The sequence below is a fragment of the Pelagibius litoralis genome (assembly GCF_011683915.1).
GTDB lineage: Bacteria > Pseudomonadota > Alphaproteobacteria > Kiloniellales > Kiloniellaceae > Pelagibius > Pelagibius litoralis.
The window spans coordinates 84,319-109,950 of record NZ_JAAQPH010000009.1 but is presented as its reverse complement, the minus strand read 5'-3'; the positions used below and the strand labels follow the sequence as shown (position 1 = coordinate 109,950).

The following is a 25,632-nucleotide window of genomic DNA, read 5'->3' as shown; positions in this document are numbered from 1 at the left end:
AAACCGTGCCGACGAAGAAACTGATCAACGATCCGGCCGATGTCATTGAGGAGATGCTGGAAGGCATCCTGGCAGCCCACCCGAACCATCTGAAACAGCTACCGGAGTCACGACGCTCAATCGTCGCGGTCGACGGCCCGCGGCCCGGCAAGGTCGGGCTGGTGATCGGCGGCGGCTCGGGCCATGAACCCACGTTTCTGGGTTTTGTCGGCAAGGGTCTGGCCGATGCCGCCGCCATCGGCAATGTCTTTGCTTCGCCGCCGCCGGATCCGATTCTGGAATGCGCCAAAGCGGCGAGCGGCGGCACCGGTGTCCTCTTCATGTACGGCAACTATGCCGGTGACGTGATGAATTTCGACATGGCGGCCGAGATGGCGGCGATGGATGACATCGATGTCCGCACCGTGCTGAGCACCGACGACGTGGCGATCGAGGACAAGGCGCGGCGGCGCGGCGTCGCCGGTAACTTCTTTATCTTCAAGGCGGCGGGGGCGGCCTGCGACAAGATGCTGTCGTTCGACGACTGCGAACGGATTGCCCGCAAGGCCAACGATCATACCTTCACCATGGGGGTTGCCCTGGCGCCCTGTTCCCTGCCGCAGACTCTGAAGCCCAACTTCGAGCTGGGCCCGGATGAGATGGAGGTCGGCATGGGCATCCACGGCGAACCCGGGGTCTTTCGCGGCCCGATGCAGACGGCGGATGCGGTCACCGATCAACTGCTTGACCGCATTCTGGCGGAGATGCAGCCTGCCAGAGGCGATAAGGTCGCGGTCCTGGTGAATTCCCTGGGGGCGACCCCGCTGATGGAGCTCTACCTGATCAATCGGCGGGTCAAGCAGCGCCTGGACGATCTCGGCATTGCAATCCATCGCACCTGGGTCGGCAACTACTGCACCTCCATGGAGATGGCCGGCATGTCGATCACTCTCCATCATCTCGATGGTGAGTTGACGGAGATGCTCGAGCACCCTTGCGACTGTGCGATGTTCCGGGCCGGCTGAAGGGGGCGACAATGTTCTGGATCGGCACCTCCTGGAAGATGAACAAGACCCGGCCCGAGGCCGCAGCCTTCGTCGAGACCCTGTTTTCGGCGGCCCTGCCGCAGCCGCCGGAGGCGCAGCTTTTTGTCGTGCCGCCCTTCACCGCGATCGAGACGGTAAAGGAGCGTGCCGCCGGCCTGCCGTTGCTGATCGGCGCGCAGAACGTGCACGCGGCGGCGTCCGGCGCCTACACCGGCGAGATTTCGGTAGCGATGCTGGCGGAGCTGGGTTGTGATCTCGTGGAGATCGGTCACTCTGAACGGCGCGCGCTTTTCGGTGAGACCGATGCCGCGGTCAATGCCAAGGCCAAGGCGATCCTCGACAAAGGCCTGCGCCCCTTGATCTGTATCGGCGAAACCGCAGAGGAACGTGACCGGGGCGCCGCCCACCAGACGGTCCTGCGTCAGGCTGAATTGGCGCTGGCCGGGATTCCAAATGCGCAAAGACAGGCCTGCCTGCTGGCCTACGAACCGGTCTGGGCGATCGGCGAAGGCGGCCGGCCGGCGACACCCGCGGCGGTGGCCGAGGTGCACCATGGATTGAAAACCGCGTTTCCCGAGTGTCCGCTGCTCTATGGCGGCAGCGTGTCGGCGGAGAATTGCGCCGCTCTTGCCGCTCTGCCGGATGTTGACGGCCTGTTCATCGGGCGGGCGGCCTGGCAGGCCGAGGGCTTTCTCGACATTGTCACGCAGTCGCTGTCGGCAAGGTCACGGCAGTAACGGTCTCGTAGGGCGCAGCAACAGGATGAAATCATGATCAGTCTTAACTCCGCGGACCTTGTTGCCCTTTTTGTCGCGGTTGCAGAGGCCATCGAGGACGATAAGGGACGTCTTTCCGAACTCGACGGCGTCATCGGCGATGGCGACCACGGCGTCACCATGTCGATCGGTTTCCTTGCCGTGCGCAAGGCTCTGGACGGCCTCGATGCGGCAGGCGAAGCGCCGACGGCGGTTTTCAATACAGCGGCGAAATCGTTCCTGGGCGCCGTCGGGGCCTCCGCCGGGCCGCTCTACGCGACAGCCTTCATGCGCGCGGGTGCAGCGGTGAAGGACAAGGCCTCTATCGATGCGGCGGCGATGGCCGACGTGATCGCCGCCATGGCCAAGGGTGTCCAGGACCGCGGCAAGGCCGAAAGCGGCGAAAAGACCATGGTCGACGCCTGGCTGCCGGCCGCGACAGCAGCCCAGGCGGCTGCCGGTTCCGGTTCCCTCGCCACGGTGTTGCAGGCTGCGGCGGTGGCAGCGGCCGAAGGGGCGGAGTCGACCAGGCAGATGGTGGCCACAAAGGGACGCTCCGCCAACCTGGGCGAACGCTCCCTCGGGCACATCGACCCCGGCGCCGCCTCGACGGCCCTCATCGTCGCCACCATGGCAAAGGCGGTCGAAAGTCCGGCTGAATAAGACTTGCTGAACCGCTGGACAGTCTGCCAGCCGAGGTTCCCTTCTTTTCTGTGTTAAGATGACGCGTAGGGGCGCCACTCTGTGCGGGAAGGAAAAGGATGCGATGTCCGGACCGGCTTTTGCGACTCATGAGATCACCAATCAGTCACCGTCTTTCGAAGGCCTGAACCTGTTTCTGAGCGATGCCGCCCTGCAGGACGCAGTGGCGCGGGAAGGGGCAGGCGCGGCCGCGGAGGAACTGGCTGCCTTTGGCGCCGAGGTGGGCAGCGCCAGAGGCTTCGAGATCGGGCGCCTGGCGAATGAGAATCCGCCAAAGCTGCGCCGTTTCGACCAGAAGGGGTTCCCGGCCGATCTGGTGGAGTTCCACCCGGCCTATCACCAGGCCATGACGATGAGTTTCCAGGCCGGCCTGCACAACAGTGTCTGGCAGCACCTGGCTGAACCCGGCGCGCGGCCTGCCGCGGGTGCGCATGTGGCGCGCCTGGCGCACCTTTATATGATGACCCAGATGGAACCGGGCCACCTCTGCCCGGTCACCATGACAAATGCCGCGGTGCCGACACTGCTGAAGCAGCCGGAGATCGCCGCCGCGCTGCTGCCGAAGATCCTGTCGCGCCGCTACGACGCGGACTTCAAGCCGCATGGGGAGAAGGCCTCCGTTACCCTTGGCATGGGCATGACCGAGAAGCAGGGCGGCACCGACGTTCGTGCGAACACCACCACGGCGCGGCCGCTCGGCAAGGGCGGCAGCGGGCGGGAGTATACCCTCGTCGGTCATAAATGGTTTCTCTCCGCGCCGATGTGCGATGCCTTCCTCATGCTGGCGCAGGCGCCGGGCGGCCTTTCCTGTTTCTTCGTTCCACGCTTTCTGCCGGATCGCTCGGTGAATCCGCTGCGCCTGCAGCGGCTAAAAGACAAGCTCGGCAATCGGTCGAATGCCTCTTCGGAGGTTGAGCTTCAGGATGTCCACGGCTGGCTCATCGGCGAGGAAGGCCGCGGTATCGCCGGTATCATCGATATGGTGACGATGACGCGCCTCGACTGTGCCGTAGCGTCGGCAGGGCAGATGCGTCTGGCGCTCGCGCAGGCCGTTCATCATTGCCGGCATCGCCGGGTCTTTCAGAAACATCTGGTCGATCAACCTTTGATGACCCAGGTCCTGGCCGATATGGCGCTGGATGTCGAGGCGGCGACGGCACTCGCCTTCCGTCTGGCGCGCGCCTTCGACGGGGCGGGCGATGACGAAGGCGAGGCGGCCTGGCGGCGGCTGATGACGCCGGTAACCAAGTACTGGATCTGCAAGATGGCCCCGGCCCTGGGGTACGAGGCCATGGAGTGCCTTGGCGGAAACGGCTATGTCGAAGAAGGTCTTGCCGCCCGGCTCTATCGGGAACTGCCACTCAACGCTATCTGGGAGGGTTCGGGCAACGTCATGTGCCTGGACGCGTTGCGCGTGGTTGGACAGGATGCGGCAACGCTGGACAGCGTCATCGGCGCGCTGGACGAGGCAGCGGGGGACGACCCGCCGATCAAGGCATCGCTGCGGGAAATCCGGGCGATGCTTTCCGATCCGTCCGGCCTCGAAGGCAGCGCCCGGCAGTTTGTCGAGTTGCTCGCCCGGACCGCAGCGGCGGTGCTGTTGCGCCGGCACGCGCCGCCGGCGGTTGCCGATGCCTTCATCGCCAGCCGCCTGCAGGCTGCCTTTCGGCACACCTACGGTTCGGGTGTTGGTCATGCTGACTGTCGGGCGTTGCTCGAGCGGGTGCTGCCCCCGGGCATAACCTGAAAAACGAGAGAGTGTAGCGTCAGAACACCCAGAGGGCTTGCCGGTGGGTTGAGGCCAGCGAGTAGGAGCAGGTTGATGCCCTAAGGAAGAAACTCATAAGGTCGGCTGCTGGCACGGACTAGAAACTGGTCAAGGTACACTTCTCCGACATCAATACCCGCAGCCGGCACTCTAATTGTGCTCTTTATCACCAGTTAACAGCAAATCTGGAAGGGGCCGTTCGGTGTGTGAATCTCTCGTCAGCCCGAGTTCTGACTAGAGGTATATCCTGGCTGAACAGGTTGATCTGGACGAAAGAACAACCTAGTTGGCAGTGGCTAAAACTTCAATGCGGATAACTTGTCAGTATACTTGCGGTGGGAATTGATTCTATGCGGTTGATTTCGATGATCTTGCCTCATCGTGTCGCCACCAGCCGCAGTCTCTGAACAATCCGGATCGCCAGCCATTTATCCGTCGGATATCCTAATTTGTTCCCTTTGGGATGCGGAGAAACGCATCGATCAACACTTGTTCGTCGTTGGTGCAGTCCGAGCACTCTCCACCCGACTGAGCGATTCTGACGGCTTTTGCGAGGGTTGCTTTGATCTGTGTGCCGAGTGACTTGGTTTTGCATGCTTCGCCGCCCGCTCCGCCCATATCGATCTTGTAGGAATATGCATTCAAAGCTTTTTCATAGGGAATTCGACGCACAACTGCCTCATAGCCACCGCAACTTGGGATGTCCGGCGTTCCAAGGTCGGTGCCCTAATGCCAAGCCACATTAAGATCCTTGTCTAATATGCTAAGGTATAGCCAAGGCGCGTTATTCACACCAACATGAAACCGCATTTCCATGGCGGCTGCTTCGCCAACAAAAAGTGCAATCTTCGCATCGTGGTTCAAACACAAGAATGACTGATTGATCCGAATTCGGCTATCGGATGAGTAAAATGCTTGCGTTTCAGGGATGATTTCTTGGCAAAATTTATTGATGTCGGCCTGTGCGATTTGCGTTGGTAGAAACAATAAAAAGAAAATTGCTAGTGCACCATATTTTTTCGACGACATTGTGCTTCTCCAGATAAGTAATCCATAGAAAAAGCGTTAGGCAAAAGACGCCTCAAAGTCAGGAGAGGAGAAAAGTACGGTCACCTCCCATTTGGGAGCTACGGCTGTCAGCGAGAGCGGTAGGTCATTAGGAGACGCATTAACTCTGGCTGGCTATTGGAGTCTGTTTTCCTGAAAATCGCCTTTAGGCGCTGCCGCGCTGTGCCGTAAGTTATTCCAAGTAGAGTCGCAGATTTTGCAAGAGGGTGTCCTTCCAACAAGCTTTCGCAGAGAGCCCTTTCGGCTCTTGTAAGCTCATAGTACGCGGCCACGGTCGAAGCACCACTTATGGCGACACTGCTTGGATCGGTCACTTCGATAATGGCTCGGGCACCTCCGATGGGACTAACTTGACTTGGCGGCAGGGGGCAGACTCGTAAGCTGTAGGGACGGCAGGATTGCAGGTTGGTTACCTGCACAAACGTAGACACTGGCCTGTATTCCGGTGATTGGTGGGTGCGTACGGCATCTGCTATTGCGCGGTCTAACCCATTTTGTTCATTTGTATTGTCTGTATACAGTTTGCCTCGACGGAGATGGAGTGTTGCCTGATTGACAAAGAAGTCGTCAGCGACTTCGTTCATCCCCATCACGAGCCCTTCCTCGTTGAGAAGCAAGACAGGGTGGAGCTGACTGTTCAACAATCGCTCGATTGTGCGAGACTCAGCTTTTAGAGAGATAAACTTGTGACGTAGGAAAAGGCTGTTCTGAATGTGGGGGACAAGTATCTGATAGAGTTGTATGTCCTTTTCGTTAAAGAAATTGGATTTTAGGCCTCCGTAAACACTTATCATTGTCCTTGGAACGCCGGTTTTGCTTTTACCGTCACTAACGGTTGCGGCTATCAGGTGTCGAATTTCCAACCGCTGTACAAAGTCATTAAACCACTCGGACTTTTCGAACTGCTCATCACTTACGACATCTTGTCCGACGAAAATTTTGCCGGATCGGATGAGTGCCTGGGCTTCAGCGTTTATGGTCCAGAGATCATGTTGATGATAGTAGTCAACATACTCTTGCAGGTCTTCTGTGGGGAGGTCTGGGCTTGCCCATAAGCAGTGCGTTTCCGCTGGATCTATGTGAGGCGTAAATAGCAGGCATCGCGCTCCATGCAGCAAGTTTCGGATTTCCCCCATCGTGCAAGGCCAGAGATCATCGTCAGCGGAAGCTTCGTAGATCCCCTCGATTACTTTGTTCAGAGATTTCATTCGATAATCTCCGTATTGAATTCGCGACACTACACCATAGCGCTTCTCTACCAATTTTTGTACAAACGGATGGAAGAACCCCTGATGTGTATTTCCTGGGCTGCCTGCAGGGTGCCTTTCGGCACACCTACGGTTCGGGTGTCGGTCATGCTGACAGCGGTGTAATTCTAGAGCGGACCCTGCCGCCGGCCTGATCGGCAAGGTGAAAGGCGTGCGCTAGGGCGAGACGGGAAGGCCGCTCTACGCCTATTCGGTTTGATGTGGGCCAGGGGTGAGGGATTTCGGCCCGCGCGGGCTCGGAATACTGGAAAAGGGGTGACGTTTGGCGGTAGCCTGTGATTCGGGGAGTGGGCCGAAAATGACTGGGCCGGCTCTGGGACAGATCGAGGAACAGGCTTATGGGCAAAGCGCTCTGGACAGGCTGTATCGCCGTAACGGTTCTGGCCGGCCTTGCCGCCTGTTCGTTGACGACCGACGAGCGCGATGAGATGGCCGAACAGCTCTATGACCGCAACTGGATTGCCAGCCAGATAGAGGGCGTCCCGGCGGCGGGGGTAACCTCGACACTCATGATCGCCAGTGACGGCAAGGTCAGTGGGAATGCCGGCTGCAACGGCTATTTCGGCTCGGCGATCGTCGACGACAGCGCCATCGCCTTCGGCAATCTGGGCACCACCCGCAGGGCCTGCCCGGAACCGGCCATGAGCCAGGAGGACCGCATGCTGCGGGCCCTGGACAGCACCCGCGGCTATCGCCTTGAGCAGCAGGACCTGCTGTTGCTCGACGCGGGCGGCAACATGATCCTGCGTTTCACCCTGGGTGAAAGTGCCTAGAGCAGATCCTGGTCGGATGGAAGCGCCAGAGACGATCCATTGACCAGGTGAATCCGATCTGGCAGGTCATTCTAGCCGTTGGACTTGCCGAAGAACTTTGCGCAGTGGTCTTCTTCTTCGACCTTGGCCGTGAACCAGACGAAGTCGAACAGCCGGGCGTCGAAGGCGGGATAGTCTTTGGCGACATCCTGGCCTTGTGCCACTTCCACCAGTGCCAGGCTGAAAACCGGCTCGCCCAGGCGCCAGGGAACGCCGCGATCTTCGCGTACATGCTCGCTGCCGGCGATCAGAATGGCCCCTGATCCCCCATCCGCCTGGCGCAGGCTGGCGGCCATCCAGGCATCGCGCAGCCGCTGCACATCGGCCATCGGCTTCAGGGCGCTTTCCGGCAACGCGTTGCAGTGAGAGGTGGCGAGCAGGGCGGTCAGCGCGGTCAGTTGATCGCCATCGTACTCAAGGCTCCAATCCAGGCGCTCTTTGAGTTCTTTGGAAAGGGGGGCTCCGCGGCTGACGTCGCGTGTCGTCTCCGGTGAGGGGTTGCCCGGGTGCATCTTCAGGCCATGGGTCAGGGCTGCTTCGGCGATCGGCTGGTAGATCGACCAGGAAGGCCACCCCCGCTTTTCCCAATCCAGCGCCTTGCCCAGGGTCTCAACATCATCGAGCTTCGCGGCAGCCAGGGCCTCTGCCTGGGCGGGCCCGGCCATTTCCCACACCACGGCCGGACGGCGGCCTGCCGCTGCGACGGCGGCCACCACGCGGGCCTGCAGCCGATGATGGTCCGCGTTGGTGTGCTGCTCGCCCAGCAGGACCCAGTTGGCGTCGCGGGCGGCGGCGAACAACGCCGCTTCATCGAGCTGGCGGCCGCTGGCGGTCTCCCAGATGCTGCCAACGAGAGGGTGGTCCCGTAACAGCAGGCCAGCCGTTTCGCTCCGCGCCGGGCCAACGGCCAGGGCGGAAACGAATGCAAACACCAGAGCGCCGAAACCGACGCTGACCGTCCGGCGAAGCACTGCTCCAATACCGCAGATCACAAAGCTAACTCTCCATCACGCAGGGGCCCTACATTAGCCCGCGCAAGACGGATTACCACTGCGGCATTTCGCGCCGGGCCTATTCCGCGGCGACGCGGGCGAGGTTATCGGCCGTTGCCGGGTCCTTGTGGAAGACGCCGTCTTTCATAATGCCGCTCAGGTGCTCTGCTTTTTGCAGCAGCGTGACGTCTTTCGACGGGTCGCCGTCGACCAGCAGCAGGTCGGCCAGATAACCTTCTTTCACTTGACCGATGTCCATGGCCATCAGTTCGCCGCAGAGCTTGGTGGCCGCGGTGATCGCCTCCAGCGGCGTATAGTCCAGCAGTTTGACGAAGTGCTCGAGATCGCGGGCATTGGTGCCGATGGGATTCCAGGCAAAGCCGTAGTCGCCGCCGGGCAGGATTCTAAGGCCGCGCTTCTTCAGGTCTTTCATGTTCTCGATGCACATCTCCAACTCGCGTGCGAAGTAGACGGCAACCGGATGATCCTTGCCGATGCCCCACTTCGACCCTTCGCCCTGGGACGTCGCGTACATGATGCCCATGGCCGGGCCGACAAAGATCCTGTCCTTGTGCGCTTCCAGCATGTCCAGAGCTTCCGCGTCGCTGAGGGTGGCGTGATAGATCACGTCGACGCCGTTGCGCAGGCACATCTTCACGCTCTCCGCGGATCGCGCGTGGGCGGCCACCATTTTGCCGCGGGAACGCCCGACTTCGCAGACCGCAGCCACCTCGGCCTCGTTCATGACTGTCTCGTGGGCGCGGGCGAAGGGCACGAACTCGTCGCCTGAGGGATTGATTTTCAGCGTGTCCACGCCTTCGCGGCACATCTCCCGCGCGGTGCGCAGGAACTCGTCGGCGCCGTCGCAGCAGATGGCAAAGGTTTCGCGGTAGATGTGGGATCGGCGCACGTCACCCAGGCCGCCGGTGACCGTCAGCTCCGGGCTGGCAGCGCGCATGCGCGGGCCGGGGATGTCGCCCGCATCGATGGCGTTACGGATCACCACGTCCAGCCGCGCTTTTGCGGCGGCGGCACTGAACAGTGCCGTGAAGCCCTGGTCGAGCATCTTCCTGGCGTATTTCATGGTCTTCAGGGTGTGTTCTTCCGGCGGAATGTCGCCGAGCCCTTCCAGATCGGGCGTATCGCAGAAACTGATATGGGCGTGGGATTCGATCAGACCGGGCATCAGGGTCTGCCCGCCGCCTTCGACCTGTACCGTGCCGTCGCGGGGCAGGGTCTCACCGTCGCGGGCGATCTTCTTGATTTTGTTGCCTTCAACCAGCACTTCGGCGGCGAAGGGCGCCTCGCCGGACCCGTCTATGACCTGGACGTTGGTAAACAGCGTAGAACTCATGACATCTCCTCCCGCTTGCGAGGTCGGATTGGCCGGGCATTCAAAGACTCGCCGCCGCCTCTTTTATTGTTGCTGTGGTTGTCGGGGATGGCGGCCTTGCAGAACTCGGCTCCGCCTTGCGCCAACAACGCATACGCAGAGGATAACACCTTTGGGTGCGGATTTCTCGATTTTCGCAAAAGCGACCGCGTGAAGGAGGAGGCGACAACGCGTGCTGGGAGCCCGCACGGTCGTAAGAAAGGCCGGGAAAAGCCTTCCGGACTATCGGGTGCGCTGAATCTGCGTCAGTTGGAGATCGCTGCGGTCGTTACACTGGGTCGATAAGGCTCAAGCGGCTGAGCGTTCACTCTGCAGGTTGGCCTTTGAGGTCTGGGTTTCGCTCTGTGGGTTGCGATGGCGATTGGTGACCATACGGTCGTGAAGCCGCGTAATCGCCTGGCTGCCGTATTTTTCGAAAAGGAAAGGCAGCAGAGCATGGACCAGACAGGCAAGGCTGGCGACGGCCATACGCCAGGAAAAACCCCAGGCGGAAGCCAGGTGCTGCCAGTAGGTCTCTCCGACCGAGGCCGGATGCTCTTCAAAAAGGGAACGCAAGGTCACAATAAACTCCACCGGGCAAAAGTTGTGCGGCTTCCGCTGCGGTCCGCCGACTCTCGTGTAGGCGGCCCCCTGTGCAGACGACCGGGAGGAGTGTAGCGAGGATTCGAAGGCAGGAGCTTGCAAATCTACGGCTAAATGGGGTAAATGGAGAAATATTTCTTCTAATTTCTCAAAAACATGGAATTTCATGCCTTGGATGACATAGATCGAAGAATCCTTAAGGTTCTCCAAACCAACGCGGACCTTCCGGTTGCGGAGGTTGCCGAGCAGGTCGGGCTTTCCGCTTCGCCCTGCTGGCGGCGGATCCAGAAGCTGGAGGCCGAGGGCATCATCGAGCGGCGGGTGGCGCTGCTGAATCCGGAGAAGATGAATGTCGGTGTCACGGTCTTCGTCGCCATCAGGACATCGCGTCACGATGAAGACTGGCTGCGCGATTTTGCCGCCAAGGTGACGCAGATTCCGGAGGTGGTGGAGCTCTACCGCATGTCCGGCGAGATCGACTACATGCTGCGCATCGTGGTGCCCGACATCAAAGCCTACGACGCCGTCTACAAACGGCTGATCGCGGCGGTCCCGCTGTTCGACGTCAGCTCCTCATTCGCCATGGAGGCGATCAAGTACACCACGGCCTTGCCGGTCGACTATGCGACCTAGCGGTGTGCAGGACGGCACTACTCCGGCAGCGTGAAGCTGGCGTTCACCCGGCGGACCTGATAGCGGCTGCCGTTGACGAAGTGCTCGTATTCAAAAAGCTTCGGCCCCAGCTTGATGATGCGATAGGCGTCATAGAGATCAGCGCTTGAGGTGTCGGCCTTCAGGAAGGTCTCGCCTTCGATCCATCCCTTGGTCGACAGAAAGTACACCGGACCGGAGATCGCCCACTCGCCGACTTCAATCTGATCGCTGTAGTTTCCATCCGCTTCATAGAAGCGAAAGGTGATGCGAAAAACACCGTCGGGAAAGGCTTCCACCACCCAACGTTTCATCGTGCCGCCGGCACGCTGCTGTTCGCCGTACCAGCGGCCGACCAGAACCTCGCGGGGGTTCGTGGACCGCTCGACGGCCTGGATGGTACCGGCGGTTGCTGCCGTCGCATCGCCCAGGGCTGCGCGAGCCTGATGGGACCACATGAACAATGCAAGTATCGCCAATATCGTCACAACAACGCCAAGCAGCAGTCTCTGCCGCTGTGCCTCTGCCGTGATGGCGCGGGCCTTCGCCCGCTGCCTGTTGTTTCCCCGTTGCCTCATCGTCGCCTCCTGCAGTTATGCCGCGGCCGTCATGGCCGTTAACCAACATGCTGAATTTGCGAGATATTTTAACGGTTTTTTTACCGCTTTGCGACCACTTCGGTGAGCAGGCAGAGAATCTCATACATTATGGTGGCCCCCACCAGGGCCGTTGCCCCGCTGGGATCAAAGGGGGGCGCCACTTCCACCACATCGCCGCCAACAAGGTTAACGCCGCGCAGCCCACGGATCATGCGTTGGGCGTCGTGGGTCGAGAAGCCGCCGATCTCCGGCGTGCCGGTGCCGGGCGCATAAACCGGGTCGAGCCCGTCGACGTCGAAGGAGATATAGGTCGGCCCGTCGCCGACAACCCGCCGCGCCTCGGCAATGACAGCTTCCACGCCGAGATCGAAGAACTCTTCGATCTGGATGACACGGATACCCTGTTCGTAGCCCCAGTCCATATCGTGGCTGGTGTAGAGCGAGCCGCGGATGCCGATCTGCACCGTGCGCTTCGGGTCCAGCAGGCCCTCTTCGATGGCGCGGCGGAAGGGTGTCCCGTGGGTCAGTTTGTGCTCACCGAAATAGCGGTCGTTGGTATCGGTATGCGCATCGAAATGCACCATGCCGACGGGTTGGGCGCGCGCGATGGCGCGCATGATGGGCAGGGTGACCAGATGGTCGCCGCCGGCCGACAGTGGGACGATGCCGGCGGCATGAACGTCACGGAAAAAAGCTTCGATGCGGGCGATGGTGTCGTGCAGGTCGATCGGGTTGACCGGCGTGTCGCCCAGGTCGGCGCAGTTGGCGAGGTCGAACGGCTTCACGCCGGTGACATGGTGGACGTTACGCATCAGGGTCGAAAGGTCGCGGATCTGCCGTGGCCCGTGGCGGGCGCCGGCCCGGTTGGTGGTGCCGCCGTCCCAGGGAATCCCGATCAGGCCGACGTGAACGTCCTCTACCTCGTCGAGCGGCACATGCGGCAGGCGCATGAAAGTCGGAATGCCGGCGAAGCGCGGCAGAACGAAGCCGGAGACCGGTTTATAGGAAACGGGTTTTTTGCCCATGGCGGTGCCTGGTCCTTTGACTGCTTCGAAGCCTCGGCCGTCAGGGTGCCGTCCTATGGGGCAAAGAACAACAGGTGTATCCTGTTCTGGCTTTGTTGCCGTGCAGTTTCACGCGAGAGTTTTTCTCGCTCGTTCTAGGTATTGGTAACCGCTTGCCCGGCCCCCGGGTCCCAGAGGTAGGGCGGGTGATTTCCCTTGAGGTGAAGGCCGCCGATCCAGCGGTCCAGCGGGTTGTGGTCGGTCCAGCAGGCCCGGCCGCCGAGTAGTTCGCGCCCGAAGTCGGTCAGCGACAGAGGCGCGCGCCAGTCCGAGAAGGCGGTGACGGCCGGTTGCGGTGCGGTTGCGAGACCGGCCAGCAGCGGCCAGAACATGGCATCGCCGAGATAGGGCAGGGGCTCCAGATTTTCCATTATCAGGGCGAAGACGCGCCCGGGGGTTTCGGCGCCTTCCGCCAGAGCCTTGAGCGCCAGTTGCTCGGTCAGGCCAAGGCCGGTATCGCGCCAAGGCAGTTCCTGAAGGTGGCGTTTCATCGCCGGCACCAGGAACGGCAGGGCGCCGTCGGTTTTCTGAAGCACCTCCTGCAGGTGCAGCGGATCGCCGGTGGTGTAGGCGCGCCAAAGCCTGTCGGCCTCGTCGAACTGGGCCGGGCTCACGGGCTTTTCCTGGCCCCAGAGATTGGCCAATTGCTGTGGTGAAAGTTGGCCAAGTCCAACGAAGCGGTCGACGCCGGGGACGGCGCCGATGTTGATCAGGAAGAGTCTGTCGTGGAACTGCGGCGCGGTCCGCAGCAGGGCCAGCAAGCGGATCAGGATCGCCTGGTCATAGAGGTCGTGCTCGAACCAGAGAACGATTTTCCCAAAGCGGCCCAGTTGCGTCAGCCCCGCATCCTCGGCTTCGAGCTTTGCCAAAACGGCTGCCGCATCGCCGATCTCGTGATAGGTGGCGGCGATGAAATCGGCGCGCTGCCGGCGCAGCACCTCTTCCGAAAGCGACGGGTCCAGCGGTCCCTGGCAGACCGGGTCCGAAACCTCCAGGAAACTTCCCGGGATGCCCGCTTCGCGCAGGTCTTCATAGATGTCGCTGCCGCAACGGATGTGGAGGATCGGTTCTGTTGACGGGTTGAGCGGAAGAAAGGCGATTTTATCGATATTTGTCTCTGCAAGTGCCATGACTCGATGCTCCCATCACTGAACAGCCAAGACGCTACGCCATGTCATGCTTGATTTAAAGAAGTGAGGTGGCGCAAGTCGAAACACTGCAATCCGACTGTTGTTGTTCGGTTGCCATCGGTGACCAGGATGGCAGCCGGATGACAGCAGTCGTGCGCCTAAACATTTTTATCACTTTTTTCTTTCGGCGCTCTGTGGCACAAACGTCGTTACCGCAGGGCGCCGTTCGGGTGCCGTATGCAAAGACATCTAAAAGAGGGATCGCAAATGCACATCATCATGTTCGACAGCTTCGCGTCCCGCGTCTTTGCGCCACCCTGCTAGAATGGTGGCTGCTGGGCCCGGGATACCGACCGGGCCTGCGGAATTCCAAGTTCAGATTTTGTTTGGCTCGCGTGGCATCGCTTTCTTGCACGCGCGCCCCCTGTTTCCCTCCGCCTGAGCCTTCGGTCGCTCGTTCGTCGACGCGGTGCCGCTGCACCGCCTGAAGTTACGCGTATAGAGGAGGGTGCCGCCGCAGGGGTCGAATGACCGCGGTGGCGCAAAAGAACCATGAAACAAAAGTTTGGTTTTCGCCAAGCGTCCGTCTTCGTCTGGCAGTATTGGAAACAGGTGCCCTGGCTGCTGAGTGGCGCCTTTGTGACCATGGCACTGGCAACGCTCTGCGATGTTTTCCTGCCGGTCTTTGCCGGCCGTCTGATCGATTCCCTGGCGGATGCGGCCTTTGCAGAACGGGCAGTGCGGATCGACGACGCCTATTGGGCGTTGGCAGCCTTTGTCGGCATCTCGGCGGCCTTCCATGTGTTTCGGGAGGCGTCTTACCGTTTCTGGATACCGCTTGCCACGGTCACAATGCGGCGCATCGTCTGCGACGCCTTTTATCGCGTCCAGCGCTTTTCCGCCGACTGGCAGGCCAATGCCTTTGCCGGTGCGACGGTGCGCAAGGTTTCGCGCGGCATGTGGGCCTACGACGAGTTCGCAGACACGATCTATATCGGCTTTCTGCCGGCGGGTATCGTGCTGGTCGGCATCACGGCGAACCTGATGGTCCATTGGCTGTTGATGGGGGTTTTCGTCCTGGTTGCGGTGGTTATCTATCTGCTTGTGAGTGTGTTGCTGGTGGCGCTCTATGTGGCACCGTCCAATGCGATCATGAACAAGTCCGACTCCGCCGTGGGCGCAGCCATGGCCGATGCGGTTTCATGCAATGCCACGGTGAAGTCGTTCGGTGCAGAGCTGCGTGAGGACCGCCGGTTCTTCGATGTTTCCGACCTCTGGCAGCGGCGGGCGCGCAAGGCCTGGTCGCGGGAAATCAACAGCGGCACGGTGCTGTCGGTGATGACGTTGCTGCTGCAGGGCGGACTGCTGTCCCTGGCCCTTTGGTATTGGTCGCGTGGGCAGGCGACTGCCGGCGACGTGACCTTTGTCATGACCAGTTATTTTGTCATCCACGGGTATCTGCGTGAGATCGGCCAGCATGTGCGCAACATGCAAAAGGCGATCAATGAGATCGAGGACCTGGTGGGTTTCGAAAAGCAGGTCATCGAAGTTGCCGATCGGGAGTCAGCACAGCCTCTTGCCGCGCGGGGCGGGGCGATCGACTTTGACGGCGTCACCTTTCGCTACGGCAATCAGGAAGCACCGATCTACGCCGACTTCAATCTGCGGGTCGGTGCCGGCGAAAGGGTCGCTCTCGTCGGTCCTTCGGGCAGCGGCAAGTCGACTTTCGTGAAGCTTGTTCAGCGGCTCTATGACGTCGATGAGGGAAGGATCATGATCGACGGCCAGAACATCGCCGAGGCGACGCAGGAGAGCCTGCGCCGTGCCATCGCCCTGGTGCCTCAGGACCCGGCGCTGTTTCACCGCAGCCTGTCGGAAAACATCGCCTACGGCCGCCCCGACGCACGCCAGGAGGAGATCGAAGTGGCGGCCCGCCGTGCCCACGCCCATGATTTCATTTCCCGGCTACCCCAGGGTTACGAAACCCTTGTCGGGGAACGGGGGGTGAAGCTCTCAGGCGGTGAGCGTCAGCGGGTTGCTTTGGCCCGTGCCTTTCTGGCCGATGCACCGATCCTGATCCTCGATGAGGCGACCAGCAGTCTGGACTCGATTACCGAAGCCCAGATTCAAGAAGCCATCGAGGAACTGATGGAGGGGCGGACGACGATCGTCATTGCTCATCGCCTCTCCACGGTGCGCAGCGTCGATCGGATTCTGGTTTTCCGTGAAGGCGCCATTGTTGAGCAGGGAACCCAGAAGGAACTGGCGGCCCTGCGTGACGGTCATTTCAAGGAGCTTCTTGAAATGCAGGTGCAGGGGCTGGTGCTTGATGACGGCTGAAGCGAAAGAAACAAAAAAACCGAAGGGACGACATAGTGCAGAAACAAGCCGGGCCTAGTTTCCCGGTCATTGACCTGCCCCATCCTGAAGGGCTAACCCCATCTCCCAGCTCTTCAGGATACCAGGGATTACCCAGTCCCTGGGTTGGTGGGGTGCCACATGCTAGCGGCACCCCACCACCTTTTCTTGATGGGCCCTATTTTCATACCTATCGGCCTCCTCCTTTCATAGAGGAGGCTTTTTCTTTTATGGGGTTAGCGAGGCGGGGGAGAAGAGCACGCCGAAGCGCTCACACCAGATCACCACGGATTTGTATTTCGACAGATCGGCCTCGGCGGGAATGTCGTAGTTCTGATCGCCGATGTTGCCTTTCAGCCGGCCCAGCGCCAGCCACGCGCTGTTGGAGACGTCAGAGGACTGGGCAACGGTATCGGCTGCCACCAGCCAGACCTTGAGATCCGGTCCGTTGGTGACTTCAAAGTCTGTGAAGCGCAGGGTCCGGCGGCCATCCTGTCCCTGAAAGACGGTCACGGTGCCCCGTCCTTTGTGAGCGGTGTCGGCGTCGGAGAAGGTGCCGCTCGCCAGAACCATGGCGGTTTCCGATTCGCCGATGCTTTCGGCAACCACCTGATCGATCCACAGCGGGCTGGCGAGATACCAGAAGGCATTGCCCGCCACAAATCCGACGGCACCGGCGATGAACGCCACAAGAATGAGTTTTTTCATCAATAAGATCCTTTGGATGGAAATGTCTTTTGGGCATAGGAACGGGCCCGCTGTCCAGGGACGTTTTGTCGCCAGGTGATACTGTGTGGTCGAGCAGGCAAATCGTGCTTCCGGTGCTCAAGATCCCGTCACATTTCGTTGAAAGGCGCGCGAGGACCCGACGCAGTCGGAAGCCTCAGGCTAAAGCGCCCAATTGCGCGCAAAAGCCAGTCGGTTGATTTCTGTTGATCAGGGTCAGGTCTTGCAGTCTTGACTTACCTTGATTATGCTTTGGCCATGGCGCGTCCTTTGCGATTGGAGCGGCCTGGTGCCGTCTACCACATCTCCACGCTCGGCAATGCGGGACAGGCGGTGTTTCGCGGTCCTGACGATTCCCAGCTTTTTCTCGATGTACTGGGCGAAGCCTGCCGGCGCTTCCACTGGCGCTGTCTGGCTTATTGCCTGCTGCCGGACCGCTATACGCTGGTCGTGGTCACCGATGCGGCGACGCTTTCGCGCGGGATGCGCCAGATCAACGGGCCCTATACCCAGGCATTCCATCGGCGTCATGGCAGTGCGGGTCACCTCTTTCAGGGGCGCTACCGCGCTGTGATGGTGGAGCAGGCGGGCTATCTGGCCTTTGTCTGCTGCGATGTGCTGCGCCAGCCGGTCAGGCGGGGCGTTGCGCCGGAGGCCGGGGCCTGGCGCTGGTCCAGCTATCGCGCCACGATGGGGCGCCTGACCCACGGCCAGATGGCACCGGACTGGCTGGATTCCGGTCCCTTGCTCGCTGCCTATGGCACGGATCGCCAGCAGGCGAGAGCGCAACTCGCTGCCGCGGTGGCGCAGGAACCCTCGCAGTCGGTGTGGGAGCATCTGCGCCATCAGGTCTTTCTCGGTTCCGAGGGCTTTGTCGAAGCCATGCGCGAAGAGGCCCGCCTGGCCGCCGCCGGGCGCGGCGATCTCCGGGAGATTCCGCGGGCCCAGTGGCAGCCTCCGCCGCCGGCTTTGGAAAGCTTTGCGCAGGGTGCGGCAAGCCGCGACGAGGCCATGGCGCTTGCTTACCTGTCCGGCGCCTATAGTCAGGCCGCCATTGCGTCTTATTTTGGTGTACACTATAGCAGCGTAAGCCGGGCGATCCGGCGCTACGAACGGCGTCAGCCGATGGCGGCTACCGGCGCCAACGCCGGGGAATGATCATGCGGCCCGGCCTGTCGGCGATGAAGGAGGTCTAAGAAGTTGTTCTTGCGACGTTTGCTGTTTTCCGCGGCGCGGCGCATTGCCCAGGACCCGGAGGTTCAGGCGAAGGCGGTCGATGCTTATGAGCGTGGTGTGAAGCCAAGGCTGTCGGCGGCGCGCGAAGAGCTGCGCGAACTGACCGGGGAGGTAAACCCGCTGGAAGATCCGGGTGGTTTCGCCAGGCGCCTGAAAGACCGGGTCCGCGAGGTGAATCGCCGGAAGTGAGGCGGCGCGGTTGCAGGCTTGCTGCGTTGATTCGCCTCCATTCAAGTTTCATACAGTTGTCTCTCCATCCCTTTGGGTTTTGCTAACCCTTAATGGTATACTCGGCGTTTGGCTGGGATTTGCCGGCGGCGACAGCCCGACGGCACAATTCAATGGCCGCCGGGTACTGTTTTTGTAATGAGGAGGCTGGAGATTTCAGCCGGGTTTTCAGATGCCGAGCGGCAGCGCTTTCACAACCTGCTGCAACTGGCCGCCGACAGTCCTTTTGAGGGCGAGCGCGTCAACGCCCTGGCGGCGGCAACGCGTCTGGCTGCGCGTTTCGGTCTGACGTTGGACGAGGCGGCGGCGGGTGGTTCGCAGCATGAACCACCGCCGGACTTTGAGCGCGGCGATGCCCATATGGCGGACGACATCGGCTTCCGCCCGGAATCACTCGACCGCTTTGCCCGGGCGGCCCATCTGATGGACACCTTCATCTATGATGACAAAGCCCGACGCGAGGCGGCGATACGCGCCGCCCAGGCCCGCGGGCTGGACGCCGACGAACTGCGCCGGTCGATTGCCGGTACAACGGTTAAATGGCGGGCCAAGTCGCGCCGGATGAACCCCAATCGGCATGCGACGATGCTGCTGCGCGAGACCTCGCTGTCTTTCAACGAGATCGCCAGCATCACCGGTTTGAACATCTATCAGATCGTCGGCTTGAAGCTGAAATTGCGCCAGGGCCACTCAAACTGACCTGGGTGTCTCAAGCAGTGCAGCGCCGCTTCCCGGTGCCGTCCCCACCCCGCAATACATGACATCTCCTGCCTGTCGCAGGCAGGTGTCTGGCCCCGCATTTGGTTCGGCATTTAGGACGAATTCCTGGCAGATTTTCCCTGCCGCTGCGCGGCATTGGTTTTCCCTTGTTTTCTACTTCTGATTTTACATCAAATCCCCGGGGTCTGTGACAAAGCCGGAGCCTTCGGGCCCCGGTAACACTTGCGAAAGCCTGATCAAGCCACACTCCCCCTGCAACAACGGCAGGTCTCCGACGCGAAGCCCCCGGCGTTCGTCATCGCAAGAATGAACGAAGGCCACAAAGGGGGCAGGCGGCGATGCGATGCAGAGGTTTCAGGTGAGGAGCAGATGATGGGTAAGACAAAGAAGCGGATGCTGGCCGGGGTGGTTGCCCTGGCTGCTTTGGTCACAACGGTCAGCGGCGCCAACTCTCTGGTCTGGCCGATGCTGATGGACGGCAAGATCGAAGATCGTGTGGCGACGATCTTTACGTATCAGAACCAGGTCTCCGCGGCGCTGGCACAAAGCATTGTGGAGGCGGAAGCGGATGAGCTTGCGGTCCTGGATGCGCTCTATGCGGTGGAAGAGCAATTGAACGAAGCCTGCGCACCCCTGCAGGAAGCGGGCCGCCGCCACATCGATGGCGAAACGCTTGGCGGTCTTTTGCAGATAGCGGTGTTCAATACGATGGAAGAATGCGAAGCGAAGACTGACGAAGTCGCTTACTATGTCCGTCTGGCCAGGGGCAATTCGGCGGAGACTTTTGCACGGCTGTTCGCCGCTACCCTCGACTGAGGATGTTTTCCCGTATTGGTATGCTGTAGGGACCGCTTTGCGTGGTGAATGGGAGAAAAACCCCACGAATGAGGTCGGCTGGCTGCGTGGGACTCGCCAAGGCGCCGGCAACGGCTTAGTTTCGAGTTTCTGGAGGGCGGCGCGGTGCCGCCCTCAGGCGCCGCCTTGCTTCACCTTGAGTTTTGTAGCGGGGAATTAGGCAGCGGGCGCAGAGAGAACTCGGGACAGAAACCTTATGGATACGAGTGAAGTCCTGCCGCTGGGGGTTGTGGTCGAGCGACGGCGTATCGACAACCCCTGGAAGGACTTTGCCTGGCGTCCGGTGGCCGTCATCCCCGGTGCACCGCCTCTCGACCCGGAAGCGGCGTGGAAGGTTCTGCGCGAGGGAGAGGATTGGATCCACTATCATTGTGGCACCCTGCCGCTCGAGCTGTTCCGGCGCGAAACCGAGGGATACAAGGTCAACCTCACGCAGGACCCGCCGCAAATCTTCGTGCTGTTGCGCAGCGATGACGATCCTGACAGCCGGCACGATTTCCTGCCTTTCCTCGTGACCGCCAGTCCCTACGAGGCCCAGGACTACCTCGACAGTGGCGAGGAGATTGTCGAGGGGGTCACCATGCCCGCCGACCTGATCGCCTTTGTCCAGGCCTTCATCGACACCCACCATGTTGACGAGGTCTTCCACAAGCGTCGCCGCCAGAAGGCGCGCAGCGGCGATGACGCTTTCAGCCGCCGGCCGCCGATCGACACTGCGCGGGCCGGCCGCCGGACGTCGGACTGACGCGATGGCCGGGCGATCCAGAGACGATGATGGTTTTCTGTCGCGCTGGGCCGAGCGTAAGCAGGCGGCTCGGCGGCCCGAGAATGTCGATGAGCCACCTGCCGAAGAGACGGCTGCCGCAAAGATGCGCGATGATGGCGATACGGTTGCCGCGCTGCAGCCGGGCGAGGCGCCGCCGCCGACTGACCAAGAGGCCTTCGACCCCAAGGACCTGCCGGACATTGAGACCCTGGACAAGGACTCCGATTTTTCGATCTTCATGAACGACAAGGTGCCGGAAGCCTTGAGGCGGCGGGCCTTGCGCCGGCTTTGGCAGGTTGACCCTTTGTTCGGCTTTCGCGACGGCATGAACGACTATGACGAGGACTACACCGATGCGGCCATGGTGGTGGAGGGAATGAAGACCCTCTACAAGGTCGGCAAGGGCATGTGGACGGCCGAGGACGAGGCCGCCGAGAATGAAGCCGCCGAGAACGAAGCCGGGGAAGCCGCTGCCGGGAAGGATGCGGGAGAGGCGGGAAGCGAGGCGGAACAGCCGCAACTGGCGCAGGGCGATGAGGAAGCGATGCCGGATGCCGGGCCGCCGCCTGAAGTTGTGTCGTCCGAACAGGGGCAAGACGCATTCCGTCCTGCGGACATGGCGGCTCAACCCTCTGAAAAGCTGTCCGACAAGACCGACTCGCTCGCCCGCTCCGAGAATGATGAAGGCGCTGCGGCGGTGGACGGGGCCCCCTCTGAAACGATTCGCAGGCGGTCGGGAAGCGCGCTCAAGCGGCGCTGGGGTGATCAAACCAGCTAATTGCGCCCACTGGTTGTTTAGTTCCGATCATGAAAGTGCTCGGGACGGCTATCAGAGTCGTGGATTTCTGCGGCTCATGAGCCTTCTCTGACTTGTGCGCTGCAACAATTGATTTAGTTGACCGGGAGCGAAAAAGGCGGTCTAATTCTCGCTCTAATTGGCAAAAACCCTGGTAAAATCAGGGATATAACATCGGTAGAATACCTCACCGAAGGCTTACCAAGCGGCAGCAGTCCGTGGGCCTTTGGGTTTGGTGGTTTAAGGGTTCTACTTTAGGTTGGGAGAGTCGCGCGCTTGGGCAGTATGGCTGCGCAGATACCCATTGCTGAAGAAGACCAGCTTCGCGCCGGATGGTACGCGTTGCTGGCGCAGCTGCTTTCGGGTGAACCGGGAGAGCCGGCGCTGCGCATGATGCGTGGGCTCAGTGGCGATGACTCCGAGCTTGGCCAGGCGATCAAGGCCCTGGCCGCGGCGGCGAAGGGCACAACCGTCGATGCCGCGAGGCAGGAGTACTTCGATCTCTTCGTCGGGCTCGGCCAGGGCGAGCTCCTTCCCTACGCTTCCTACTACCTGACGGGCTTTCTGAACGAAAAGCCTCTGGCGCGGCTGCGCGGCGACATGGCGCGGCTGCAGATCGCGCGCGCCGACGACGTGAGCGAGCCGGAAGATCATGTCGCAGCCCTCTGCGAGATGATGGCGGGCCTCATTACCGGCAGTTTCGGCGATCCGGCGGGGCTGGCCGAACAGCGCAAATTTTTCGACACCCATATCGGCTGCTGGGCGCCGCGGTTCTTTGAGGATCTGCAGGCAGCCCAGGCAGCGGTGCTTTACATGCCTGTCGGCACGATCGGCCGTTTGTTTATGGAGATCGAAAGCCAGGCATTCGAGATGGCGGCCTAGCGCCGGCGGCCGCAAGGCCGTCACTCCGGGGAAGGCGACGACCCACTAGGCATCTTCGTTGCAGGTAGTTTTGGTCACCACGCAAAAAGGAGGGTGAACCGTTGAGCAAAAAGGAAGAGATCGACGTTGGTCGCCGTGACTTCTTCAAAAAAGCCGGCCTCGGTGCCGGTGCGGCGACGATTGCCGTGACAGCCTCGCAAGCAGGGGCTGTCGAGGCGGTGGCGCCGCAGAAGAAGTCTGCCGGCTACAGCGAAACCGACCACGTGCGGAAATTCTACGATCTGGCCCGGTTTTAGGACCAAGGCCTGTATTGAAAGTCGGGTCTCGGTTCATCGATGGCCCGTCCGTACTGACCGATAGATTAGGGAGAGGTCAATGCTTACCAAAAGGACGAATGGGGTTGCGAATGGCCCCCGTTTGTCAAAGGCGTTAGCCGGTTCTACCGGAAGCGCTATTGACCGTCGCACATTTCTGAGACGATCCGGGCTTGCCGCCGGCGGTGTTGCCGCGGCTGCGGTTCCGTTCGGAATGGTGAAAAAGGCCGAAGCGGCCTCTGCGGCGACAGGCGATATCAAGCTCGTTAAATCCGTGTGCACGCACTGCTCGGTCGGCTGCACGGTGATAGCCGAGGTGCAGAACGGGGTCTGGGTCGGGCAGGAGCCCGGTTGGGACAGCCCCTTTAACCTGGGCGCTCACTGCGCCAAGGGCGCATCGGTGCGCGAACATGCCCACGGTGAGCGCCGCCTGAAGCATCCGACAAAGATGGTCGATGGTAAGTGGACCAAGATCTCCTGGGATCAGGCGATCAACGAGATCGGCGACAAGCTGCTGGAGATCTACGAGACCTCCGGCCCTGACTCCGCTTATTGGCTTGGCTCTGCGAAGCACAATAACGAACAGGCTTATCTCTTCCGCAAGTTCTACGCCTTCTGGGGGTCCAACAACGGGGATCACCAGGCGCGTATCTGTCACTCCACCACGGTCGCGGGTGTTGCCAACACCTGGGGCTACGGTGCGATGACGAACAGCTACAACGACATCCATAACTCCCGCGCGATCTTCCAGATCGGCGGCAATCCGGCGGAAGCCCATCCGGTAGCCATGCAGCACATGCTGAAGGCCAAGGAACAGAACAACGCGCCCTTCATCGTCTGCGATCCGCGCTTCACACGCACGGCCGCCCATGCCGATGAATACGTGCGGTTCCGCCCGGGCACCGATGTCGGGCTGATCTGGGGCATCCTCTGGCACGTTTTCGAGAACGGCTGGGAAGACAAGGAATTCATCCGCCAGCGCGTCTGGGGCATGGATCAGATCAAGGCCGAGGTTGCCAAGTGGACGCCGGAAGAGACCGAGCGGGTCACCGGCGTGCCGGGCTCTCAGCTGAAGCGCGTGGCGCGGACGCTGGCCAACAACCGTCCCTTCACCATCATCTGGTGCATGGGCGGTACCCAGCACACCAACGGTAACAACAACACCCGCGCCTACTGCGTGCTGGGTCTTGCCCTCGGTGTTGTCGGCACCCAGGGTGGCGGCACCAACATCTTCCGCGGCCACGACAACGTGCAGGGAGCGACCGATCTGGGCGTGCTCTGCCACACGTTGCCGGGCTACTACGGCCTCAAGGCAGGGTCCTGGAAGCATTGGTCGCGCGTCTGGGATGTCGACTACGAGTGGCTGAAAGGCCGCTTCGCCAGCAAGGACTTCATGGAGAAGAGCGGCGTGCCGGTCTCGCGTTGGTTCGATCTGGCGCTGGAAGCCAAGGAGAATATCGACCAGAACGATAATCTCCGGGCCATGGTCTTCTGGGGACATGCGGCGAACTCTCAGACCCGCCTGCCCGACATGAAGAAGGCGATGGAAAAGCTCGACATGCTGGTCATCGTCGATCCTTATCCGACGATGGCAGCGGTGATGAACGACCGCAAGGACGGCACCTATCTGCTGCCGGCCGCGACTCAGTTCGAGACCCACGGCTCGGTGACGGCCTCCAACCGTTCGCTGCAGTGGCGTGACAAGATTTTCGACCCGCTGTTCGAATCCAAGACCGACCACGAGATCATGTATCTCCTGGCCAAGAAGCTTGGTTTCGCCGACGAGATGTTCAAGAACATCAAGGTTGAGAACGACATCCCGCTGATCGAGGATGTGACCCGCGAATTCAATCGCGGCATGTGGACCATCGGCTACACCGGCCAGTCGCCGGAACGCCTGAAGACCCACATGGCCAACCAGCATACCTTCGACAAGACCACGCTGCAGGCACGCGGCGGTCCGGCCGATGGTGACTACTACGGTCTGCCCTGGCCATCCTGGGGCACGGCGGAGATGGGGCATCCCGGCACGCCGGTGCTCTACGATACCTCCAAGCCGGTGGCCGAAGGCGGCCTCTGTTTCCGAGCCCGTTTCGGCGTGGAGCGGGAAGGCGACAACCTGCTGGCCGAGGGCTCCTATCCCGTTGGCTCGGAAATCAAGGACGGTTATCCCGAGTTCACCATGGCCATGCTGAAGAAGCTGGGCTGGGACAAGGACCTGACCGCCGACGAAAAAGCGGCTATCGAGAAGGTGGCCGGCGACAAGACCAACTGGAAGACCGACCTTTCCGGTGGCATCCAGCGGGTTGCGATCAAGCACGGTTGCGCGCCCTTCGGCAATGCCAAGGCCCGCACGGTGGTGTGGAACTTCCCGGATCCGGTGCCGACGCACCGCGAGCCGCTCTACACCTCCAGGCGCGATCTTGTGGCCGACTATCCGACCTACGAGGACCGCAAGATGTATCGCTTGCCGATCCTCTTTAAGTCGATCCAGGAGAAGGACTTCTCAGTAGACTTCCCGATCATCCTCACCTCCGGCCGTCTGGTCGAATACGAGGGCGGCGGGGACGAGACCAGGTCCAACCCCTGGCTGGCCGAGCTGCAGCAGGACATGTTCGTCGAGATCAATCCCGTGGACGCCAACAACACCGGCGTGCGTGACGGGGCGATGGTCTGGCTGCATGGCCCTGAAGGCGCGAAGGTGAAGGTGAAGGCCTTGGTCACCGAAAGAGTCGGGCAGGGCGTGGCCTTCATGCCCTTCCACTTCGGCGGCCATTGGCAGGGTGAGGATCAACGTCACAAGTATCCAAAGGGCGCTGATCCCTATGTACTCGGTGAAGCGAGTAATACGGCACAGACGTATGGCTACGATTCGGTGACCAATATGCAGGAAACCAAAGCCACGCTCTGCCGTATCGAGCCGGCTTAAGGGAGGAGTTGAA

General features: G+C 61.1%; 26 protein-coding genes. 16 read left to right on the top strand and 10 right to left on the bottom strand.

What is annotated here, in order from left to right:
* The first annotated feature begins 5 nt into the window (after positions 1 to 5).
* From HBA54_RS13130 to HBA54_RS13115, 4 genes are all read left to right on the top strand, one after another.
* Entirely contained in the window at positions 6 to 1,004 is a 999-nt protein-coding gene (locus HBA54_RS13130; protein ID WP_167225241.1) for a dihydroxyacetone kinase subunit DhaK, read from the top strand.
* Positions 1,005 to 1,015: 11 nt separating this feature from the next.
* Positions 1,016 to 1,762 carry a triose-phosphate isomerase gene (locus tag HBA54_RS13125; protein WP_167225239.1) on the top strand — a complete coding sequence of 249 codons (747 nt, stop codon included), beginning with the start codon at positions 1,016 to 1,018 and terminating at the stop codon, positions 1,760 to 1,762.
* A gap of 33 nt (positions 1,763 to 1,795) precedes the next feature.
* Positions 1,796 to 2,443, top strand: coding sequence for a dihydroxyacetone kinase subunit DhaL (dhaL, locus tag HBA54_RS13120; RefSeq protein WP_205944628.1), 648 nt, complete (start codon positions 1,796 to 1,798; stop codon positions 2,441 to 2,443).
* A gap of 103 nt (positions 2,444 to 2,546) precedes the next feature.
* Positions 2,547 to 4,229 (top strand): isovaleryl-CoA dehydrogenase, encoded by a 1,683-nt coding sequence (locus HBA54_RS13115; RefSeq protein WP_167225237.1) that lies wholly within the window; start codon positions 2,547 to 2,549, stop codon positions 4,227 to 4,229.
* A 465-nt stretch (positions 4,230 to 4,694) separates the two neighbouring features.
* On the opposite strand, the gene HBA54_RS13110 is transcribed toward HBA54_RS13115, so the two are convergent.
* From HBA54_RS13110 to HBA54_RS13100, 3 genes are all read right to left on the bottom strand, one after another.
* Positions 4,695 to 4,922 carry a hypothetical protein gene (locus HBA54_RS13110; RefSeq protein WP_167225235.1) on the bottom strand — a complete coding sequence of 76 codons (228 nt, stop codon included), beginning with the start codon at positions 4,920 to 4,922 and terminating at the stop codon, positions 4,695 to 4,697.
* Positions 4,923 to 4,976: 54 nt separating this feature from the next.
* Positions 4,977 to 5,279, bottom strand: coding sequence for a hypothetical protein (locus HBA54_RS13105; RefSeq protein ID WP_167225234.1), 303 nt, complete (start codon positions 5,277 to 5,279; stop codon positions 4,977 to 4,979).
* Positions 5,280 to 5,386: 107 nt separating this feature from the next.
* A complete protein-coding gene (locus HBA54_RS13100; protein ID WP_167225232.1) occupies positions 5,387 to 6,526 on the bottom strand; it encodes a helix-turn-helix transcriptional regulator in 1,140 nt (379 codons plus the stop codon).
* A gap of 398 nt (positions 6,527 to 6,924) precedes the next feature.
* On the opposite strand from HBA54_RS13100, the gene HBA54_RS13095 reads away from it, so the two are divergent.
* Entirely contained in the window at positions 6,925 to 7,359 is a 435-nt protein-coding gene (locus HBA54_RS13095) for an META domain-containing protein (RefSeq protein WP_167225230.1), read from the top strand.
* Between the two features lie 71 nt (positions 7,360 to 7,430).
* Here the strand turns inward: HBA54_RS13095 and HBA54_RS13090 are convergent, their stop codons facing one another.
* From HBA54_RS13090 to HBA54_RS13080, 3 genes are all read right to left on the bottom strand, one after another.
* Positions 7,431 to 8,369 carry a ChaN family lipoprotein gene (locus HBA54_RS13090; protein ID WP_167225228.1) on the bottom strand — a complete coding sequence of 313 codons (939 nt, stop codon included), beginning with the start codon at positions 8,367 to 8,369 and terminating at the stop codon, positions 7,431 to 7,433.
* A 100-nt stretch (positions 8,370 to 8,469) separates the two neighbouring features.
* A complete protein-coding gene (locus tag HBA54_RS13085; protein WP_167225226.1) occupies positions 8,470 to 9,744 on the bottom strand; it encodes a metal-dependent hydrolase family protein in 1,275 nt (424 codons plus the stop codon).
* A gap of 327 nt (positions 9,745 to 10,071) precedes the next feature.
* Positions 10,072 to 10,344 carry a DUF6356 family protein gene (locus HBA54_RS13080; RefSeq protein WP_205944627.1) on the bottom strand — a complete coding sequence of 91 codons (273 nt, stop codon included), beginning with the start codon at positions 10,342 to 10,344 and terminating at the stop codon, positions 10,072 to 10,074.
* Positions 10,345 to 10,536: 192 nt separating this feature from the next.
* Between HBA54_RS13080 and HBA54_RS13075 the strand changes: the two genes are divergently transcribed.
* A complete protein-coding gene (locus HBA54_RS13075) occupies positions 10,537 to 10,998 on the top strand; it encodes an Lrp/AsnC family transcriptional regulator (protein ID WP_167225224.1) in 462 nt (153 codons plus the stop codon).
* 17 nt (positions 10,999 to 11,015) lie between these two features.
* Here HBA54_RS13075 and HBA54_RS13070 read toward each other — a convergent pair whose 3' ends face one another.
* From HBA54_RS13070 to HBA54_RS13060, 3 genes are all read right to left on the bottom strand, one after another.
* Positions 11,016 to 11,594 carry a hypothetical protein gene (locus HBA54_RS13070; RefSeq protein ID WP_167225222.1) on the bottom strand — a complete coding sequence of 193 codons (579 nt, stop codon included), beginning with the start codon at positions 11,592 to 11,594 and terminating at the stop codon, positions 11,016 to 11,018.
* 80 nt (positions 11,595 to 11,674) lie between these two features.
* On the bottom strand, positions 11,675 to 12,640 hold the full coding sequence (speB, locus tag HBA54_RS13065) for an agmatinase (protein WP_205944625.1): 966 nt from the start codon (positions 12,638 to 12,640) through the stop codon (positions 11,675 to 11,677).
* 134 nt (positions 12,641 to 12,774) lie between these two features.
* Entirely contained in the window at positions 12,775 to 13,809 is a 1,035-nt protein-coding gene (locus HBA54_RS13060) for a DUF1835 domain-containing protein (RefSeq protein WP_167225220.1), read from the bottom strand.
* Positions 13,810 to 14,361: 552 nt separating this feature from the next.
* On the opposite strand from HBA54_RS13060, the gene HBA54_RS13055 reads away from it, so the two are divergent.
* Positions 14,362 to 16,149, top strand: a complete 1,788-nt coding sequence (locus tag HBA54_RS13055) for an ABC transporter ATP-binding protein (RefSeq protein ID WP_167225218.1) — start codon at positions 14,362 to 14,364, stop codon at positions 16,147 to 16,149.
* A 246-nt stretch (positions 16,150 to 16,395) separates the two neighbouring features.
* Here HBA54_RS13055 and HBA54_RS13050 read toward each other — a convergent pair whose 3' ends face one another.
* Positions 16,396 to 16,875, bottom strand: coding sequence for a DM13 domain-containing protein (locus HBA54_RS13050; RefSeq protein ID WP_167225216.1), 480 nt, complete (start codon positions 16,873 to 16,875; stop codon positions 16,396 to 16,398).
* Between the two features lie 249 nt (positions 16,876 to 17,124).
* Between HBA54_RS13050 and HBA54_RS13045 the strand changes: the two genes are divergently transcribed.
* The 9 genes from HBA54_RS13045 (at position 17,125) to HBA54_RS13005 (ending at position 25,619) form a co-directional block, all read left to right on the top strand.
* The gene (locus tag HBA54_RS13045; RefSeq protein ID WP_167225214.1) at positions 17,125 to 18,051 is read left to right on the top strand and encodes a transposase; all 927 of its coding nucleotides are present in this window, start codon (positions 17,125 to 17,127) and stop codon (positions 18,049 to 18,051) included.
* A 48-nt stretch (positions 18,052 to 18,099) separates the two neighbouring features.
* On the top strand, positions 18,100 to 18,318 hold the full coding sequence (locus tag HBA54_RS13040) for a hypothetical protein (protein WP_167225212.1): 219 nt from the start codon (positions 18,100 to 18,102) through the stop codon (positions 18,316 to 18,318).
* A gap of 177 nt (positions 18,319 to 18,495) precedes the next feature.
* Positions 18,496 to 19,056, top strand: a complete 561-nt coding sequence (locus tag HBA54_RS13035; protein WP_167225210.1) for a DUF2786 domain-containing protein — start codon at positions 18,496 to 18,498, stop codon at positions 19,054 to 19,056.
* 390 nt (positions 19,057 to 19,446) lie between these two features.
* Positions 19,447 to 19,893, top strand: a complete 447-nt coding sequence (locus HBA54_RS13030) for a hypothetical protein (RefSeq protein WP_167225208.1) — start codon at positions 19,447 to 19,449, stop codon at positions 19,891 to 19,893.
* 235 nt (positions 19,894 to 20,128) lie between these two features.
* Positions 20,129 to 20,677, top strand: a complete 549-nt coding sequence (locus HBA54_RS13025) for a DUF3305 domain-containing protein (RefSeq protein ID WP_167225206.1) — start codon at positions 20,129 to 20,131, stop codon at positions 20,675 to 20,677.
* A 4-nt stretch (positions 20,678 to 20,681) separates the two neighbouring features.
* On the top strand, positions 20,682 to 21,476 hold the full coding sequence (locus tag HBA54_RS13020; RefSeq protein ID WP_167225205.1) for a DUF3306 domain-containing protein: 795 nt from the start codon (positions 20,682 to 20,684) through the stop codon (positions 21,474 to 21,476).
* Positions 21,477 to 21,779: 303 nt separating this feature from the next.
* Entirely contained in the window at positions 21,780 to 22,376 is a 597-nt protein-coding gene (locus HBA54_RS13015) for a TorD/DmsD family molecular chaperone (protein WP_167225468.1), read from the top strand.
* 101 nt (positions 22,377 to 22,477) lie between these two features.
* Positions 22,478 to 22,672, top strand: a complete 195-nt coding sequence (locus HBA54_RS13010) for a twin-arginine translocation signal domain-containing protein (RefSeq protein WP_167225203.1) — start codon at positions 22,478 to 22,480, stop codon at positions 22,670 to 22,672.
* A 79-nt stretch (positions 22,673 to 22,751) separates the two neighbouring features.
* Positions 22,752 to 25,619 (top strand): formate dehydrogenase subunit alpha, encoded by a 2,868-nt coding sequence (locus tag HBA54_RS13005; RefSeq protein WP_167225201.1) that lies wholly within the window; start codon positions 22,752 to 22,754, stop codon positions 25,617 to 25,619.
* Positions 25,620 to 25,632: the final 13 nt, after the last annotated feature.